This window comes from Streptomyces sp. NPDC049915, assembly GCF_040656475.1.
In the GTDB taxonomy this organism is placed as follows: Bacteria; Actinomycetota; Actinomycetes; order Streptomycetales; family Streptomycetaceae; genus Streptomyces.
In genome coordinates this window covers 101,143-116,500 of the sequence record NZ_JBFAMH010000022.1, presented here as the reverse complement: position 1 = coordinate 116,500, position 15,358 = coordinate 101,143, and the positions used below count along the sequence as shown (strand labels likewise).

Genomic DNA, 15,358 nt, shown 5'->3' with positions numbered 1-15,358 from the left:
CGGCTCTGCTGCGACCTGCGGTTTTACGCCTCCGGTGTGGTCACCTTCACACGGGCCGCGACCGGGAGGTGGTCGCTGGACGTGGCCGGCAGGGTCCAGGAACGCTCCGGCTCGACGCCCTTGACCATGATCTGGTCGATCCGGGCCATCGGGAACGACGCCGGCCAACTGAAGCCGAAGCCGTCACCGGCCGCGCCCTGCGTGGAGCGCATCTGGGAGGTGACCGCGTTCAGGGCGCGGTCGTTCATGGTGCCGTTGAGGTCGCCGAGCAGGATCACCCGGGGCAGCTTCTCGTCGGCGATGGCCTCGCCGAGGGCGTCGGCGCTCTTGTCGCGCTGCCGGGCCGTGAAGCCCGCGGCCGCCTTCACCCGCACCGACGGCAGGTGGGCGACGTAGACCGCGACCGGACCCTCGGGCGTGGCGACCGTGGCGCGCATCGCCCGCTTCCAGCCCAGCCGGATGTCCACGGCCTCGACGCCGGACATCGGGTACTTGCTCCACAGGCCCACCGTGCCCACGACCTCGTGGTGCGGATAGGTGGCCGCCAGCGCCCGTTCGTACGTGGGGACCGCGGACGCCTTGATCTCCTCCAGGGCGACCATGTCCGCGCCGGACGCGGCGACCTCACGGGCGGTGCCCGAGGGGTCGGGGTTGTCGGCGTTGACGTTGTGGGTGGCCACCATCAGGTCGCCGCCGCTGCCGCTCTTGTCGCTCAGCAGCCCGCCGAACAGGTTCAGCCACACGATCGCGGGCAGCACCACAGCGATCAGGGCGGTCGCCGAGCGGCGGACCAGGGCACCCACGACGAGGAGCGGGATCAGCACGCCCAGCCAGGGCAGAAACGTCTCGGTGAGGCTGCCCAGGTTGCCGAAGGTGTTCGGGATGCGGGAGTGGATCAGCATCACGAGGGCGAGGGCCACCGCGACCGCCGCGAGGAGGAGCCCGCGCCGCCAGATGTTTCTGTCCCCGCGCCACGACCGCAGCCAGCGAGCCGCCACGCGCCGGATCCGGGTTCCCGGGCGCTGGTCCCCTGCGCCACCGTCGGCCGTCTCCGTCACGTATGCCTGCTGCGCCATACCGTCGCCTCACTACCTGCCGTGCACACCGTCGTCCCCCGCGCCTCTACGACCCTAGGGGATGATCGGCTCTGTCCCTGCCGTCTCGGACGGCCGTACGGGCACGAGGACGAATCGGGTGGCGCGTGGAGTTCCGTTTACGCCCCCCGGGCGCGGTGGTTGTGACGAAACCTGCACATTAGGGCTGGGAACTGACGGGGCGTAGTCCTTCCATGACCGTGTCCACGATCCTCTCGGCCAGCCCCTCGGGCAGGTCCGCCTCGGGGCGCAGCAGGGTGCGGATGAGGATGGGGCCGACGAACATGTCGTTGGCCAGTGCCAGGTCCACGTCGGCGCGGATCTCACCGCGCTGCCGGCCGCGGCGCAGCACCTCAAGGCCGAGGTTGCGCCGGGGCACGATGACATTGGCGTGATAGGCCGCCCAGATGCGGGGGCTGGACTTCATCTGCACGTGCGCGTTGTGCAGCAGGGCCGAGGAGCGGCTGGCCAGGGCGCGCTGCCGCAGCGACTCCAGCAGGGCGATCAGGTCGTCGCGCATCGACGTGCCGGGCAGCTCCGGGTCCAGTGGTTCGGCGGCCCGGATGACGTCGACGAACAGTTCCTCCTTGCCGCTCCAGCGGCGGTAGATGGTGGCCTTGCCGACGCCCGCGGTGCGCGCGATGCGCTCGATGGACAGCTCGGCCAGCGGCACGCCCTCCTCCAGGAGTTTCATCGCTCCCTCGAGGATGGCGCGCTCCACGGCCTCGCTGCGGGGCCGGCCCCGGGCCGGGGCCTCGCTGCGGCTGTCGGCAAGACTCACGTCGTCCCGTCCCTTCGTCCGTTCCCGGCCTGCGGGAATTCTCCCTCGGCCGGGCAGGCGCTACTCCGCGGCCGCGACCAATTCCGGCTCGTCCTGGCCGCGCTGACCCTGCGTCGGACGGCCCGGCAGGAACAGCGCCACGACGACCGCGCCGACGACGGCCACGGCGGCGCCGCACAGGGCGGTGACGTGCATGGCGTGCAGGAAGGCGTCGTTGGCCGGGGCGACGAGGCCCTCGCCGCGCGGGCCCAGCTTGGCGGCGACACCGAGGGTGGCCTCGATGGACTCGCCCGCGACGTCGCGCAGACCGGCGGGCAGCGCGCCGAGCTTGCCCTCGATGCCGTTGCGGTAGGCCGCGGAGAGCACCGAGCCGAGGACGGCGATGCCGAGGGCGCCGCCGACCTGGCGGAAGGTGTTGCTCAGCGCGGACGCGGAGCCGGCCTTCTCGCGCGGCAGGGCCTGCATGATGACGACGCTGACCGGGGTCATGATGTGCGCCATGCCGGTGCCCATCAGGAAGAAGATGACTTCCAGCAGCCAGATCGGGGTGTCGGCCTCGAGCGTCGCGAACGCCGCCAGCATCGCGGCGATCACGATCATGCCGGCCGTGGTGGTGGCCCTGTTGCCGAAGCGGTCGACGACCAGCCGGGCGCGCGGCGCGAAGATCATCTGGGCGGCGGCCAGCGGCAGCATCAGCAGGCCGGTCTGCAGCGGGGTGTAGCCGCGCACGCTCTGGGTGTAGAAGACCGAGAAGAAGGTCACGCCCATCAGCGCGAAGAAGACCAGCGCTATCGCGCCGATGGCGGCGGAGAAGACCTTGTTCTTGAAGTAGGTGACGTCGATGGACGGGTGGTCGCTGCGCTTTTCGAACACGACGAACGCGGCGAGGACGAGCACACCGGCGCCGATGGACGCGAGCACAGTGGGGTCGGTGAAGTCGGCGAGCTGGCCGCCCTTGATGATGCCGTAGACCAGCAGGACCAGGCCGACGACGGAGAGCACCACGCCGACGGGGTCGACGCGGCCGGGGTTCGGGTCGCGGGAGTCGGGCACCAGCCACAGCATCAGCGCCAGGGCGAGCAGCACGATGGGCACGTTGACCAGGAAGACCGAGCCCCACCAGAAGTGGTCGAGCAGGACGCCGCCGGTGATCGGGCCGATGGCGATGGCCAGGCCGACGCCGCCCGCCCAGATGCCGATGGCCTTCGGCTGCTCCTCGCGCTCGAAGACGTTCATCAGTACGGCGAGGGTGGCGGGCATCACGAAGGCCGCGCCGAGGCCCATCACCGCGCGGAACGCGATCAGCTGTGTCGGCGAGCCGGACTCGGCGGCCAGGGCCGAGCCGATGCCGAACACCGCGAGCCCGCCGAGCAGCACCTTCTTGCGGCCGAGGCGGTCGCCGAGCAGGCCGGCGGTGAACAGCAGGCCGGCGAAGACGAGGGTGTAGGCGTTGATCGCCCACTCCAGCTCGCTCTGGGTGGCGCCGAGGCCGGTCGGGGCCGGGGTGGAGATGGTCTTGATCGCGACGTTCAGGATGGAGTTGTCCAGGACGACGATCAGCAGGCTGAGCATCAGGACCCCGAGGATCGCCCAGCGGCGCCGGTGCACGGCTTCGGGTATCCGGGGGGCGGAGGCGGCGGGAGTGGTCATGGGAGCGAGCGTAATCATTTTCGATACGGCACCGTGTCGTATCGAAAGTGTTTTTACCGCCTTCTTACGTCGGGTGCCCTTGCCGGGGCGGGTGACACGGTCCATGGCGGGGCCCCCTAGCCGTGTCTGGCACGAGGTGCCACCATGGAGGCGGTCCGGGGACGCCGTCAGGGCGCCTCGAGATGACGTAAGGAGCCGTGCCATGACGCAGCTTTCGGCTGCCTCGAACGCGCAGAGCGGTCCCTCCGACGGCAGCAAGGCGCTGTACGGGGGCAAGTCCAACCGCCGCATCACCGTCCGGGACATCGCCGCCGCCAAGGAGCGGGGCGAGAAGTGGCCCATGCTGACCGCGTACGACGCGATGACCGCGTCCGTCTTCGACGAGGCCGGGATCCCGGTGCTGCTCGTCGGTGACTCGGCGGGCAACTGCCACCTCGGGTACGACACGACCGTACCCGTCACGCTCGACCAGATGACCATGCTGTCCGCGGCCGTCGTCCGCGGCACCCGGCGTGCGCTGATCGTCGGGGACCTGCCGTTCGGGTCCTACCAGGAGGGGCCGGTGCAGGCGCTGCGCTCGGCGACCCGGCTGGTGAAGGAGGCCGGGGTCGGCGCCGTGAAGCTGGAGGGCGGCGAGCGTTCCCACGAGCAGATCCGCCTGCTGGTGGAGTCCGGCATCCCGGTGATGGCGCACATCGGGCTGACCCCGCAGTCGGTGAACGCCATGGGTTACCGCGTGCAGGGGCGCGGTGAGGAGGCCGCGCAGCAGCTGCTGCGGGACGCCAAGGCCGTGCAGGACGCGGGGGCGTTCGCCGTCGTGCTGGAGCTGGTGCCGGCCGAGCTGGCCGCCGAGGTGACCCGGGTGCTGCACATCCCGACGGTCGGCATCGGGGCGGGCCCGGAGACGGACGCGCAGGTGCTGGTGTGGACCGACATGCTCGGGCTCACCGGCGGGCGGGTCCCGAAGTTCGTCAAGCAGTACGCCGATCTGCGGTCCGTGATGGGCGACGCGGTGAAGGCGTTCGCCGACGATGTGGTGGGCGGCGCGTTTCCGCTGGAGGAGCACTCCGTCCACTGACGGACCGCGTCCGCTGACGGACCGCGTCCCCTGAGGGCGGCGGCCACTGTGAGCGTCGTCCACTGAAGCCAACGCCGATCGGCCCCGCCGGTTTCCCCCGCCGGCGGGGCCGTGTGCTGCGCGGCTCGTGCGGCTGGGTTGGTGCGGTGACCGTCCCAGGGGCTCTGCCCCTGAACCCCGGGGGGTTTCCCACCCACCCGCCCGTCTCCGTAGGCCAGGAGGCGCCGTCACGGGGCTCCGCCCCGAACCCCGGCGGGGGCTGCGCCCCCTGCACCCCCCCAGGGTGGCTGGGGCTCCGCCCCGCACCCCCGGGTGGGGAACCCGCCCCCGTCTCCGTAGGCCAAGAGGCACCCCCACGGGGCTCCGCCCCGGGCCCCCGGCGGGGCTCCGCCCCCTGCACGGCCCTGCACCCCGGCCCGGCACGCCCGCCACGCCCGGTACGCACGCCCTGCACCTCCTACACCCCCCGTACGCCTGTACCCCGACCGCCCCCTGCCACCGGCTCAGCCGCCCCCAGCGCCCGACCGATCGGGCTCTCGGCCCCCGGCCCCCCGATCCCCCCTCACACCTCAACCGCGCCCAGCTGGCGCAGTTGCGCCAGGACGTCGACGACTCCCCAGATCTCGGTGATGCGGCCGCCGGACTGGCGTACGACGAAGATCTCGTCGTAGCGGACGGGTCTGCCGGTCGGCGTCAGGTTTCGGTAGTCGCCGAGGTGGGTGCCCGTCACGGTGTTGCGATAGACGGCCTTGTCCCCCTGCGTGATCACGTCCTGGATCTCGACGTGCAGGTCGGGGAAGGCGGGCAGGAGCACCCGCCACACCTGCTTGAGCGCCTGCAGCCCGCTCACGCCCGTCGGCACCGGTGCGTGGAAGACGAGGCCGGGGTCGCAGACCTCGTCGATGGTCTTCTCGATCAGTTCCAGGTCGCCGCTGTTCACGGCGTCATGCATCCGGCTGAAGGCCGTCGTGTCGGTCATGTCCGTGTCCTTGGCTCGTCGGTCGGTGCCCGCACCCTTATGACGTCTCAGCGCCCCGGTCTGTGACATGTCGGCGGGATGTCGGCGCCGCCGGATGGCTGTCGGCCGGGTGTCGGTGGTTTGTCGGTGGAGGCTGACAACGTCATGGTCATGACGCGAATCGACAACAACCCCGGCGGCGCGGGCAGCGCCGTCACCGTGCGGGGGCTGGTCAAGCACTACGGCGAGACCAAGGCACTGGACGGCGTCGACCTGGACGTGCGCGAGGGCACCGTGATGGGTGTGCTCGGGCCGAACGGCGCCGGGAAGACCACGCTCGTGCGCATTCTGTCCACCCTGCTGGCCCCGGACGCCGGGCAGGCCCTCGTGGCCGGCTACGACGTCGTACGGCAGCCTCGCCAGCTGCGGCGGGTGATCGGGCTCACCGGGCAGTACGCCTCGGTGGACGAGAAGCTGCCGGGCTGGGAGAACCTGTACATGATCGGGCGGCTGCTCGACCTGTCCCGCAAGGACGCGCGAGCGCGGGCCGACGAGCTGCTGGAGCGGTTCTCGCTCACCGAGGCGGCCAAGCGGCCCGCGGGGACGTACTCCGGCGGCATGCGGCGGCGGCTCGACCTCGCCGCCTCCATGATCGGGCACCCGGCGGTGCTGTACCTGGACGAGCCCACCACCGGGCTCGACCCGCGCACCCGCAACGAGGTGTGGGACGAGGTCAAGCGGATGGTCGGCGACGGCGTCACCGTGCTGCTGACCACGCAGTACATGGAGGAGGCCGAGCAGCTCGCCTCCGAGCTGACCGTCGTGGACCGCGGCAAGGTCATCGCCGGCGGCGGCATCGAGGAGCTGAAGGCGAAGGTCGGCGGGCGCACGCTGCGGGTCCGCCCGCTGGATCCGCAGGAGCTGCAGCCGCTGGCCCGGATGCTCGACGAGCTGGGCATCACCGGGCTCGCCACCACCACCGTGGACACCCAGGCCGGTGCCCTGCTCGTGCCGATCCTCAGCGACGAGCAGCTGACCGCCGTGGTCGGCGCGGTCACCGCGCGCGGCATCACCCTGTCCTCCATCACCACCGAACTACCCAGCCTGGACGAGGTGTTCCTGTCCCTCACCGGCCACCGCGCCAGTGCCCCGCAGGACGCCACGCCCGCCGACGAACGCCAGGAGGTCGCCGCATGAGCGCCCACCCGTCTCCCACCGCCACCCCGAACGAGGCGCTGCGCGCCACCCCCGCAACCACCGCGACCGCCGCCACCACCACGCCCACCGCGACCGACGCCCGTATCCCGCTGCGCGGGCATCTGCGGCACACCGGCGCCCTCATCCGCCGCAACCTGCTGTGGATCCGGCAGGACCCCGAGTCGATGTTCGACGCGCTGCTGATGCCCGTCGTCTTCACGCTGCTCTTCGTGTACGTCTTCGGCGGCTCCATCGGGCAGGCGCTCGGCGGCGGCCAGGACCAGTACGTCCAGTACGTCATCCCGGGCATGATCGCGATGATGAGCATGACCCTGTCGCAGGGCGTCGGCACCGGCTTCAGCCAGGACTTCAACAGCGGTGTCATGGACCGGTTCCGCACGCTGCCCATCGGGCGCGGTTCCGTGCTGTTCGCGAAGATCACCGTGGAGCTGGGGCGGATGTTCTTCGCCACCACCGTGTTGATGATCGTCGCCGTGCTGGTCGGGTTCGACATCACCAACTGGCCGGGGCTGTTCGCCGCGGTCGGGCTGTCCGCGCTGTTCGCCTCCTCCATCATGTGGGTCTTCCTCACGCTCGGCGTGATGCTGAAGAACGCGCAGTCCGTGCAGGCGATGGGCTTCCTGGTGCTGTTCCCGCTCCAGTTCGGCTCGTCGATCTTCGCGCCGACGCAGTCGATGCCGGGCTGGCTGCAGGCCTTCACCGACTACAACCCGCTGTCCACGCTCGCCGACTCCGCGCGCGGCCTGATGGTCGGCGGCCCGGTCGCCCACGACCTGTGGGTGACGGTGGCCTGGTCGGTGGCGATCACCGCGGTGATGGCCCCGGTCGCCATCCACAAGTTCCGCACCAAGAACTGACGCCGGATGCACGGGCGTCGGTGCGCGTCAGACGAGGGCGGCGGCCTCCTCGGGGGAGAGGCCGGCGCCCTCGGCGTATGCGGCGGCGTACTGCTCGTCGTCGCCGAGCGCGGCACGCACGGCCTCCTCGGCCCGGTCGCGGGCGGCGCGTTCGGCGTAGCCGGAGACATGGCCGGGCGGCAGCAGGGCCTCGGCCGCGCCCAGGCAGCGGGCGCCGTCCCGGGCGCGGGCGCCGCCGTCGGCGCCGGTCAGGGCGGCCGCGGCGAGGACCAGGCACAGGGCGCGCATGTGCGGCACGATCGTGCGCGACAGCGGCTCGTTCGCCTGGGCCAGCGCCCGCCGGGTCTTGGCCAGCCCCTCGTCGTGGTGGCCGTCGACCACGTCGAGCCAGGCCTCCTGGGTGAGGATGAAACCGTCGAAGACGAAGAAGGAGGCCGGGCCGAAGTCCTCCCGCAGCCGTCTGATCAGCTCGCGGGCCTCGGCGGTACGGCCGGTGATACTGAGCCAGCCGGCGAGGAAGAGGCGGGCGGCCGGCATGGCCTCGGTGACCGCGCCCTCCGGCCGGTCGGCCACCTCGCGCAGCAGCGCCTCGCCGCGCTCGGGATCGCCCGCCTCCAGCAGCGCCGTGCCCAGCCGGGCGGTGAGCACGGTCTGCTGGGCGCGGGCGCCGAGCCGTTCGGCGACGGCGGCGGCGGCCTCGTAGTCCGCGGCGGCGGCCGCGTACTCGCCCGTGCGCTCGTGGGCCTCGCCGCGCGCCGACAGCGACTCCGCGACGCCCCAGTCGTCGCCGAGGCGGCGGAAGATCTCCAGTGCCTCGTCGGCGTCGGCGGCGGCGTCGCCGGCCCAGTCGGTGCGGTTGGCCAGGAGGTTGGCGCGCATCTGGAGGCAGAGGGCGAGCTCCCACTCGTAGTCGGGCCGGGTGCGGCAGGTGTCCACGGCCGCGTCGCCGATCACCCGGATCCGCTCGATGTCGCCGCTCAGCACCACGGCGAAGAACCAGACGTAGCCCGGCGGACGGCAGGCCTGCGGCAGGCCCGGGGCGTAGGTGCGGCTGACGATGCGCAGCTTCTCCTGGGCCTGCGGGGTCTGCCAGGCGTCCATCTCGGTGTCCATGCAGGCGAGCTGGATCAGGTGGACGCCGCGGCGGGCCTCGTCGAGCATCTCGCCGGACATCGGGGGCGGCGCGTCGGTGCAGCGTTCCCACAGCGGGGCGGCGGGGCGCACCGGCTCGGTGAACGGGTCGGGGCCGAGGGCCATGACCTCGGCGGCCCAGTTGCGGGTCTCGATGCGCAGGTCGCGCATCTGCCAGTACCAGCACAGCGACAGCACCAGGCAGAGCGCCTCCTGCTCGTCGCGGGCGGCGACGGCGTGCCGCAGGGCGGTGCGCAGGTTCTCGTACTCCCGCTCGATGCGCTCGATCGCGGCGCGCTGCCCGTGGCCGCGCAGCTGCGGGTCGGTGGTGCGGGCGAGTTCGCGGTAGTACGTCAGATGGGCGCGCTCGGCGTCGGCGCGGGCGCCGCAGTCGTCGAGGCGTTCGGCGGCGTACTCGGCGACCGTCTCCAGCAGCCGGTAGCGCATGGAGCCGTCCTCGCCGGTCGGGGTGGCGACGACGAGGGACTTGTCGACCAGGGAGGCGAGGGCGTCGAAGGCGGCGGGGCCGCACACGGCCTCCGCGGCCGGCAGGTCGCAGCCGCCGGCGAAGACGGACAGCCGCCGCAGGACGTCCCGTTCGTCCTCGTCGAGCAGGTCCCAGGACCAGTCGACGACCGCGCGCAGGGTCTGCTGGCGGGGCAGGACCGTGCGGCTGCCGGAGGTCAGCAGGCGGAAGCGGTCGTCGAGGCGGTCGGCGATCTGGCGCGCGGTCAGCATGCGCAGCCGGGCCGCGGCCAGTTCGATGGCGAGCGGCAGGCCGTCGAGGCGGCGGCAGATCTCCGCGCAGGCCGCCGCGGTCTCCTCGTCGGCGTCGACCCGGAAGCCGGGGCGGGCGGCCGCGCCGCGGTCGGCGAGCAGGCGGAGCGCGACCGGCTCGGGCAGCGGCTCCACGGGGCGCAGTACCTCACCGGGCACGCCGAGGGGTTCGCGGCTGGTGGCCAGCACCGTCAGCTCCGGGCAGCGGGCCAGCAGCTCCTCGGTGAGTCGGGCGGCGGCGTCCACGACGTGTTCGCAGTTGTCGAGGATGAGCAGCATGCGGCGCCGGGCGCAGTGCTCGGCGAGGCGGACGACGGGGTCGTCGTGGCGTTCGGCCACGGCCCGCATCTCCTCGGCGCCGGCGCCGCGCAGCACGGTCTCACGGGCGCCGACGGCGGTCAGGACGGCCTCGGGGACGGCGCCGGGGTCGTCCACGGGCGCGAGTTCGGCGAGCCACGCGCCGTCGCGGGCGACGTCCCGGACGCTCTCGGCGGCCTCCTGCGACAGACGGGTCTTGCCGGCCCCGCCGGGCCCGAGGAGGGTGACCAGCCGGGCGGTGCCGAGGTCCTGGCGGATCGCCTCGATGTCCGTCTCCCGGCCGACGAAGGAGGTGAGCCGGGCGCGGAGGTTGCCGGGCGGCTGCGGAGCGGAGGCGGCGGGGCCGGCGCTGGGCGGGGAGGGGGCCGACGGGAGTGTGACCTGGGCGGCGGGGGCCGGTGGGACCTCGGACGGGCCGGGCACGGCGTCCTGCGTGTCGTCGGGGTTCAGCAGCCGGGCGTGCAGGGCGCGCAGTTCGGGGCCGGGGTCGGAGCCGAGGCGGTCGGCGAGCAGGTGGCGTATCTCGTCGTAGGCGGCGAGGGCCTGCGCGGTGCGGCCGGTGTCGCGCAGGGCGCACAGCCGCAGCGCCTGCAGCGGTTCGTCCAGGGGGTGGGCGTCGCACAGCGCGGTCAGCTCGGGCAGCGCCTGGTCCGCCTCGCCGAGCGCGAGCGCGGCGGTCAGCCGGGCGCGCCGCGCGTCCAGGCGGCGGGTCTCCCAGCGGGCCGCCTCGGCGGTGCGGTCGGGCAGGTCGGCGAGGGCCGGGCCCTGCCACAGGGCGAGGGCGTCGTCCAGCAGGGCGGCCGCCTTGGCGGGGTCGCCGTCGGTCAGGGCGCGCAGTCCGTCGGCGGCCAGCCTCTCGAAGCGGTGCAGGTCGACGTCGTCGGGGCCGGCGGCGAGCCGGTAGCCGCCGTCGGCGGAGGCCACGGCGGCCGCGCCGAGCGCCCGGCGCAGCCGCCCGACCAGCGCCTGCAGCGCCCCGGGCGCGTCGGCGGGAGGATCGTCGCAGGCCCACACCTCCTCCACGAGCAGCGTCGCGGGCACGGTACGGCCGGCCCGCAGGGCGAGCACGGTCAGCAGGGCGCGCAGCCGCGCCCCGCCGAGTGCGACGGCCGAGCCGTCGGGGCGGAGTACCTGGGTGGTGCCGAGGATGCGGTAGCGCACAAGGTCCATTGTGTCGGGGGACGCCGGGACACCGCTCCCGGGTTTCCGATGCGCGCCGGCCGGCAGGAACCCGGGGCTCCCCGCCGGACGTTCTCTCCGCGTCACCGGTACGGTCGACCCGCGTGCCGCCGCCGACCTCAGTCAGGAGCCCCATGACGACCGCCGCCACCCGTCACAGTGACCGCCGGATCAGTCCCGTCTTCCTCGGGATCGTGGCCGTGGCGGCGGTGGCGGGGTGGGCCGCCTGGAGCGGGTTCGCCGAGCAGCCGAGGGTGGCGGTGTTCCTGTTCGTGACGGCGGCCTGGGTCGTCTCCCTGTGCCTGCACGAGTACGCGCACGCGCGCACCGCGCTGCACAGCGGGGACGTCACGGTCGGCGCGAAGGGCTACCTCACGCTCAACCCGATGAGATACACCCACGCCCTGCTGAGCATCGTGCTGCCCGTGGCATTCCTGATCATGGGCGGGATCGGGCTGCCGGGCGGCGCGGTCTTCATCGAGCGGGGCCGCATCCGGGGCCGCTGGCGGCACAGCCTGGTCTCGGCGGCCGGCCCGCTGACGAACGTCGTGTTCGCCGTGGTGTGCACGGCCCCGTTCTGGCTGGGCTCGCCGGACGGCATGCCCGGCGACTTCCGCTACGCGCTGGCGTTCCTGGCGCTGCTGCAGGTGACGGCGGCGATCCTGAACTTCCTGCCGGTGCCCGGGCTGGACGGCTACGGCGTGCTCGAGCCGTGGCTGTCACCGAAGGTGAAGCGGCAGGTGGACCCGTACGCGCCGTTCGGGCTGCTGTTCGTGTTCGCGCTGCTGTGGGTGCCGTCGGTGAACGCCGTGTTCTTCGACGCGGTCCACGCGATCCTGCGCGGCCTGGGCGTGAGCGACTTCGACGCCTTCTGGGGCCGGGAGCTCTACCGGTTCTGGTGAGCCGGCCGGGCCGCCGCGCGGCCGCGCCGCAGGTAGTACCAGGCCATGTTGGACGAGACACCCGCCAGCAGCACCCAGACGACACCCAGCCAGCTGCCCTGGACGAAGGAGACGACGGCCGCGACCACGGTGAGGACGCAGACGGCGAGGGCGTAGAGGGCGAGGCGGGGCATGGGGGTCGGCTCCTGTCGGGACGGTCGGCGGTCGGGCGGTCGGGGGCTGTGCGGCGCCGGGGCTGCTCGCAGGGTGCCGGTAGGCGGCGGGGGGCACTGCGGGCATCTTCCGACGCCCCCAGTGTCCCCCATCGCTCACACGTCGGTGATACGCAGCCCCGCGTGCGCCTTGTACCGGCGGTTGACGGAGATCAGGTTCGCGACCAGCGACTCCACCTGGTGGGCGTTGCGCAGCCGGCCGGCGAAGACGCCGCGCATGCCGGGGATGCGGCCGGCGAGGGCCTGGACGATCTCCACGTCGGCACGGACCTCGCCGAGCACCATCACGTCGGTGTCGATCCGCTCGATCTGCGGGTCCTGCAGCAGGACCGCCGACAGATGGTGGAAGGCGGCGGTGACCCGCGAGTCGGGCAGCAGGGCGGCGGCCTGCTCGGCGGCGCTGCCCTCCTGCGGCTTCAGCGCGTAGGCGCCCTTCTTGTCGAAGCCGAGCGGATTGACGCAGTCCACCACGAGCTTGCCGGACAGTTCCTCGCGCAGGGACTCGAGCGTCTTGGCGTGGCCCTCCCACGGCACGGCGACGATCACGATGTCGCTGCGCCGGGCGGTCTCGGCGTTGTCGGCGCCCTCGATGCCGTGCCCGAGTTCCCCGGCAGCGGCCTGCGCCCGCTCGGCGGCCCGCGAGCCGATGATCACCTTCTGCCCGGCCCGGGCGAGGCGGTAGGCCAGCCCCTTGCCCTGCGGCCCGGTCCCGCCGAGCACGCCCACGACGAGCCCGGAGACGTCCGGGAGGTCCCAGGGGTCCTTGGCGGGGGCCTTCTGTGCGCTGTCGCTAGTGGTCATGGGGCGACAATACGTGGCTCCGCGCACGGTGCTGCGGGCGGCGGCAGGGAGCCGCGTCCGTCCCCGGGTCGGGCGAATCCGGGCCGAAGTCCGGGGCGCGCGGCGCCCGGTTGCGCAAGGATGCGGGCCCATGGACGCCGTACGGGTCGCGCTGCTGCGGGAAGTGCTCGCCGGGACCGAGTGGCTCGGGGCCACGCGGAGATTCGCGGGGGCACTGCGGGGGTCGGTCGTGTCGCACGGGGGCGGGCTGCTGCTCGTCGGCACACCGGAGTACGAGCCGTGGCATCTCGCGGCTCATCTGCTGGACGAGGCCGCGTGGTCGGGGACGCCGGAGCTGGCGCCCACGCTGGTCCGGCACGGCGCGCGGCCGTCGGATCCGGCGCATCTGGCGGTCGGGCCGGGCCGGATCGAGGCGGCGCGGCGGGGCGAGACGCTGCTCGTGGTGGCGCCCGGGGAGCCGGAAGCGCTGCTCCAGCGGGTGCACGACGCCCGGCGGGCCGGGGTGACCGTGCTGGCGCTCGGCGGCGCGCAGGGCGAGCTGGCGGGGATGGCGCACGAGGCGCTGGCGGTGCCCGAGGGGGCGGAGCTGGACCTGGACACGGTGCAGCACCTGGTGAGCGCCGCGGCCGGGGAGAGCGCGGTGCCGGGCGCCCCGAGGGGCCGGCGCAGGTTCCGCGACCGTCTGTCCCGGCTGGCGGAGTCCCTGACGGCCCCGCCCCCGGCACCCTGGTGACACTCCGGCCGCCCGTCCCGGCTCCCGTCCGGTGGGGAAAAGCGATTGCCCCGGGGCGGCCGGCCCTCCAGCATGTCCCCTCGTGAACGCCCCCTCCCGCCTTCGTGCGCTGCTGCCCGACCTCGCGCCCTGGAAGGCGTCCGCCGACTTCCGGCGGCTGTGGATGTCGGGGCTGATCTCGGGCTTCGGGAGCTTCCTGACGTTCGTCGCGCTGCCGGTGCAGCTGAAGGAGCTGACCGGGTCCGCGGCGGCGGTGGGCGCCCTGGGGGCCGTGGAGCTGGTGCCGCTGGTGGTGTGCGGGCTGTACGGCGGCGCGCTGGCCGACGCGTTCGACAAGCGGAAGCTGATCCTGTGGACGGAGGCCGGGCAGGGCCTGCTGTCGGCGCTGCTGCTGGTCGATGCGCTGTTGCCCCGTCCCGCCGTGTGGCCGCTGTATCTCGTCGCCGCGCTGTCCTCCGCGCTGGTCTCGGTGCAGCGGCCGGCGCTGGACTCGCTGTGGCCGCGGATCGTCGCGCACGACGACCTGCCCGCGGCGGCCTCGCTGAACTCCCTGCGCTGGACGGTGGGCGGGGTGGCGGGCCCCGCCGTCGCAGGTCTGGTCGTCGCCTACGCCGGTCTCGGCTGGGCGTACGCCGCGGACCTGGCGACGTTCGTCGTGTCCGTGGTGTACGTCGTCGGTATCGCCGCCTCCCCCGCCGCCCACGAGGCCGCCAAGCCGTCGTTGCGTTCCATCGCGGAGGGCGCCCGGTACGCGTGGGGCCGCAAGGAGCTGCTCGGCACCTACGCGATCGACCTGGCGGCGATGTTCCTGGCGATGCCGCTCGCGGTGCTGCCGTTCCTCGCGGACGACCTGGGCGCGCAGTGGTCGCTGGGGCTGATGTACGCGGCGGTGCCGTTGGGTTCGCTGCTGGTGAGCCTGACCGGCGGCTGGGCCTCGCGGGTGCGCCGGCACGGGCGGATGGTCGTGCTGGCGGCCGCCGGGTGGGGTCTGGCGGTCGCGGCCGCCGGTATGGCGGGGAACGTATGGCTGGTGCTGCTGTTCCTGACCGTGGCGGGCGGTTGCGACATGGTCAGCGGGATCTTCCGCTCCGCGATGTGGAACCAGACGATCCCGGACGAGCTGCGCGGCCGGCTCGCCGGGATCGAGCTGCTGTCGTACTCGGTCGGGCCGACGGTCGGCCAGGTCAGATCGGGCGGCTTCGCCGCCTGGTGGGGCGTGCGGGCGTCCGTCTGGTCCGGTGGGCTGCTGTGCGCGGGCGCGGTGGCGCTGCTGGCGCTGTGCCTGCCGCGGCTGATGGCGTACGACGCGCGGACGAACGAGCACGCGGTGCGGCTGCGCGAACACCGCGCAGCCGCGGCCGAGGCGGTGTCGGGCTGATCAGTCGTCCTCGGCGGCCCCGGCGGCGGGGGCGTCGTGCCACTGGGGGTCGTTCTCCCACTGGAGGTTGCGCTCGCGGGCCGTCTCCATCGCCTGTTCCGCCTCCCGACGGGACGCGTAGGGTCCGAAACGGTCCTTGCCCGGGCAGTCCGGGCCCTCCTCGACCTTCTTGTGCTCCAGGCAGTAGTACCACTCGCCCGGCTTGCCCGCCGTGCGCTTCTTGAACAGGGCCATGGCCTCGCTCCTCTCGCCACCGACATGTTCCCCCATGGCTGCTGGTTAGACTCGCTG

14 protein-coding genes are annotated in these 15,358 nt (G+C 73.4%); 6 read left to right on the top strand and 8 right to left on the bottom strand.

Going from position 1 to position 15,358, the window contains the following annotated elements; translation table 11 throughout:
- Positions 1 to 23: 23 nt before the first annotated feature.
- From AB0J12_RS29875 to AB0J12_RS29865, 3 genes are all read right to left on the bottom strand, one after another.
- Complete coding sequence (locus tag AB0J12_RS29875) at positions 24 to 1,076, bottom strand: endonuclease/exonuclease/phosphatase family protein (RefSeq protein WP_363267642.1); 1,053 nt, start codon at positions 1,074 to 1,076, stop codon at positions 24 to 26.
- Between the two features lie 178 nt (positions 1,077 to 1,254).
- The gene (locus AB0J12_RS29870) at positions 1,255 to 1,875 is read right to left on the bottom strand and encodes a TetR/AcrR family transcriptional regulator (protein WP_363267641.1); all 621 of its coding nucleotides are present in this window, start codon (positions 1,873 to 1,875) and stop codon (positions 1,255 to 1,257) included.
- Positions 1,876 to 1,935: 60 nt separating this feature from the next.
- The gene (locus AB0J12_RS29865; RefSeq protein ID WP_363267639.1) at positions 1,936 to 3,525 is read right to left on the bottom strand and encodes an MFS transporter; all 1,590 of its coding nucleotides are present in this window, start codon (positions 3,523 to 3,525) and stop codon (positions 1,936 to 1,938) included.
- A gap of 202 nt (positions 3,526 to 3,727) precedes the next feature.
- On the opposite strand from AB0J12_RS29865, the gene panB reads away from it, so the two are divergent.
- Positions 3,728 to 4,603 (top strand): 3-methyl-2-oxobutanoate hydroxymethyltransferase, encoded by an 876-nt coding sequence (panB, locus tag AB0J12_RS29860; RefSeq protein WP_363267637.1) that lies wholly within the window; start codon positions 3,728 to 3,730, stop codon positions 4,601 to 4,603.
- A gap of 562 nt (positions 4,604 to 5,165) precedes the next feature.
- Here the strand turns inward: panB and AB0J12_RS29855 are convergent.
- Positions 5,166 to 5,582, bottom strand: a complete 417-nt coding sequence (locus AB0J12_RS29855; protein WP_363267635.1) for an ester cyclase — start codon at positions 5,580 to 5,582, stop codon at positions 5,166 to 5,168.
- A 150-nt stretch (positions 5,583 to 5,732) separates the two neighbouring features.
- Between AB0J12_RS29855 and AB0J12_RS29850 the strand changes: the two genes are divergently transcribed.
- Both AB0J12_RS29850 and AB0J12_RS29845 read left to right on the top strand, forming a co-directional pair.
- The gene (locus AB0J12_RS29850) at positions 5,733 to 6,758 is read left to right on the top strand and encodes an ATP-binding cassette domain-containing protein (RefSeq protein ID WP_363267634.1); all 1,026 of its coding nucleotides are present in this window, start codon (positions 5,733 to 5,735) and stop codon (positions 6,756 to 6,758) included.
- Positions 6,755 to 7,636: an ABC transporter permease gene (locus AB0J12_RS29845; protein ID WP_363267633.1), complete on the top strand. Its 882-nt coding sequence runs from the start codon at positions 6,755 to 6,757 to the stop codon at positions 7,634 to 7,636. Before AB0J12_RS29850 ends, AB0J12_RS29845 begins: the two co-directional genes overlap by 4 nt.
- A 27-nt stretch (positions 7,637 to 7,663) precedes the next feature.
- On the opposite strand, the gene AB0J12_RS29840 is transcribed toward AB0J12_RS29845, so the two are convergent.
- Positions 7,664 to 11,032 carry a BTAD domain-containing putative transcriptional regulator gene (locus AB0J12_RS29840; RefSeq protein ID WP_363267631.1) on the bottom strand — a complete coding sequence of 1,123 codons (3,369 nt, stop codon included), beginning with the start codon at positions 11,030 to 11,032 and terminating at the stop codon, positions 7,664 to 7,666.
- Between the two features lie 143 nt (positions 11,033 to 11,175).
- Between AB0J12_RS29840 and AB0J12_RS29835 the strand changes: the two genes are divergently transcribed.
- Entirely contained in the window at positions 11,176 to 11,943 is a 768-nt protein-coding gene (locus AB0J12_RS29835) for a site-2 protease family protein (RefSeq protein WP_363267629.1), read from the top strand.
- Here the strand turns inward: AB0J12_RS29835 and AB0J12_RS29830 are convergent.
- A complete protein-coding gene (locus tag AB0J12_RS29830) occupies positions 11,928 to 12,116 on the bottom strand; it encodes a hypothetical protein (protein ID WP_363267628.1) in 189 nt (62 codons plus the stop codon). The genes AB0J12_RS29835 and AB0J12_RS29830 overlap by 16 nt on opposite strands.
- A 135-nt stretch (positions 12,117 to 12,251) precedes the next feature.
- Positions 12,252 to 12,956 carry an NADPH-dependent F420 reductase gene (gene npdG, locus AB0J12_RS29825; protein ID WP_363267627.1) on the bottom strand — a complete coding sequence of 235 codons (705 nt, stop codon included), beginning with the start codon at positions 12,954 to 12,956 and terminating at the stop codon, positions 12,252 to 12,254.
- Positions 12,957 to 13,086: 130 nt separating this feature from the next.
- Here npdG and AB0J12_RS29820 point away from each other — a divergent pair, with 130 nt between their 5' ends.
- Both AB0J12_RS29820 and AB0J12_RS29815 read left to right on the top strand, forming a co-directional pair.
- Positions 13,087 to 13,689, top strand: coding sequence for a hypothetical protein (locus AB0J12_RS29820; protein WP_363267626.1), 603 nt, complete (start codon positions 13,087 to 13,089; stop codon positions 13,687 to 13,689).
- A gap of 82 nt (positions 13,690 to 13,771) precedes the next feature.
- A complete protein-coding gene (locus AB0J12_RS29815; protein ID WP_363267625.1) occupies positions 13,772 to 15,067 on the top strand; it encodes an MFS transporter in 1,296 nt (431 codons plus the stop codon).
- On the opposite strand, the gene AB0J12_RS29810 is transcribed toward AB0J12_RS29815, so the two are convergent.
- The gene (locus AB0J12_RS29810; protein ID WP_363267624.1) at positions 15,068 to 15,301 is read right to left on the bottom strand and encodes a hypothetical protein; all 234 of its coding nucleotides are present in this window, start codon (positions 15,299 to 15,301) and stop codon (positions 15,068 to 15,070) included. It lies immediately after the preceding gene.
- Positions 15,302 to 15,358: the final 57 nt, after the last annotated feature.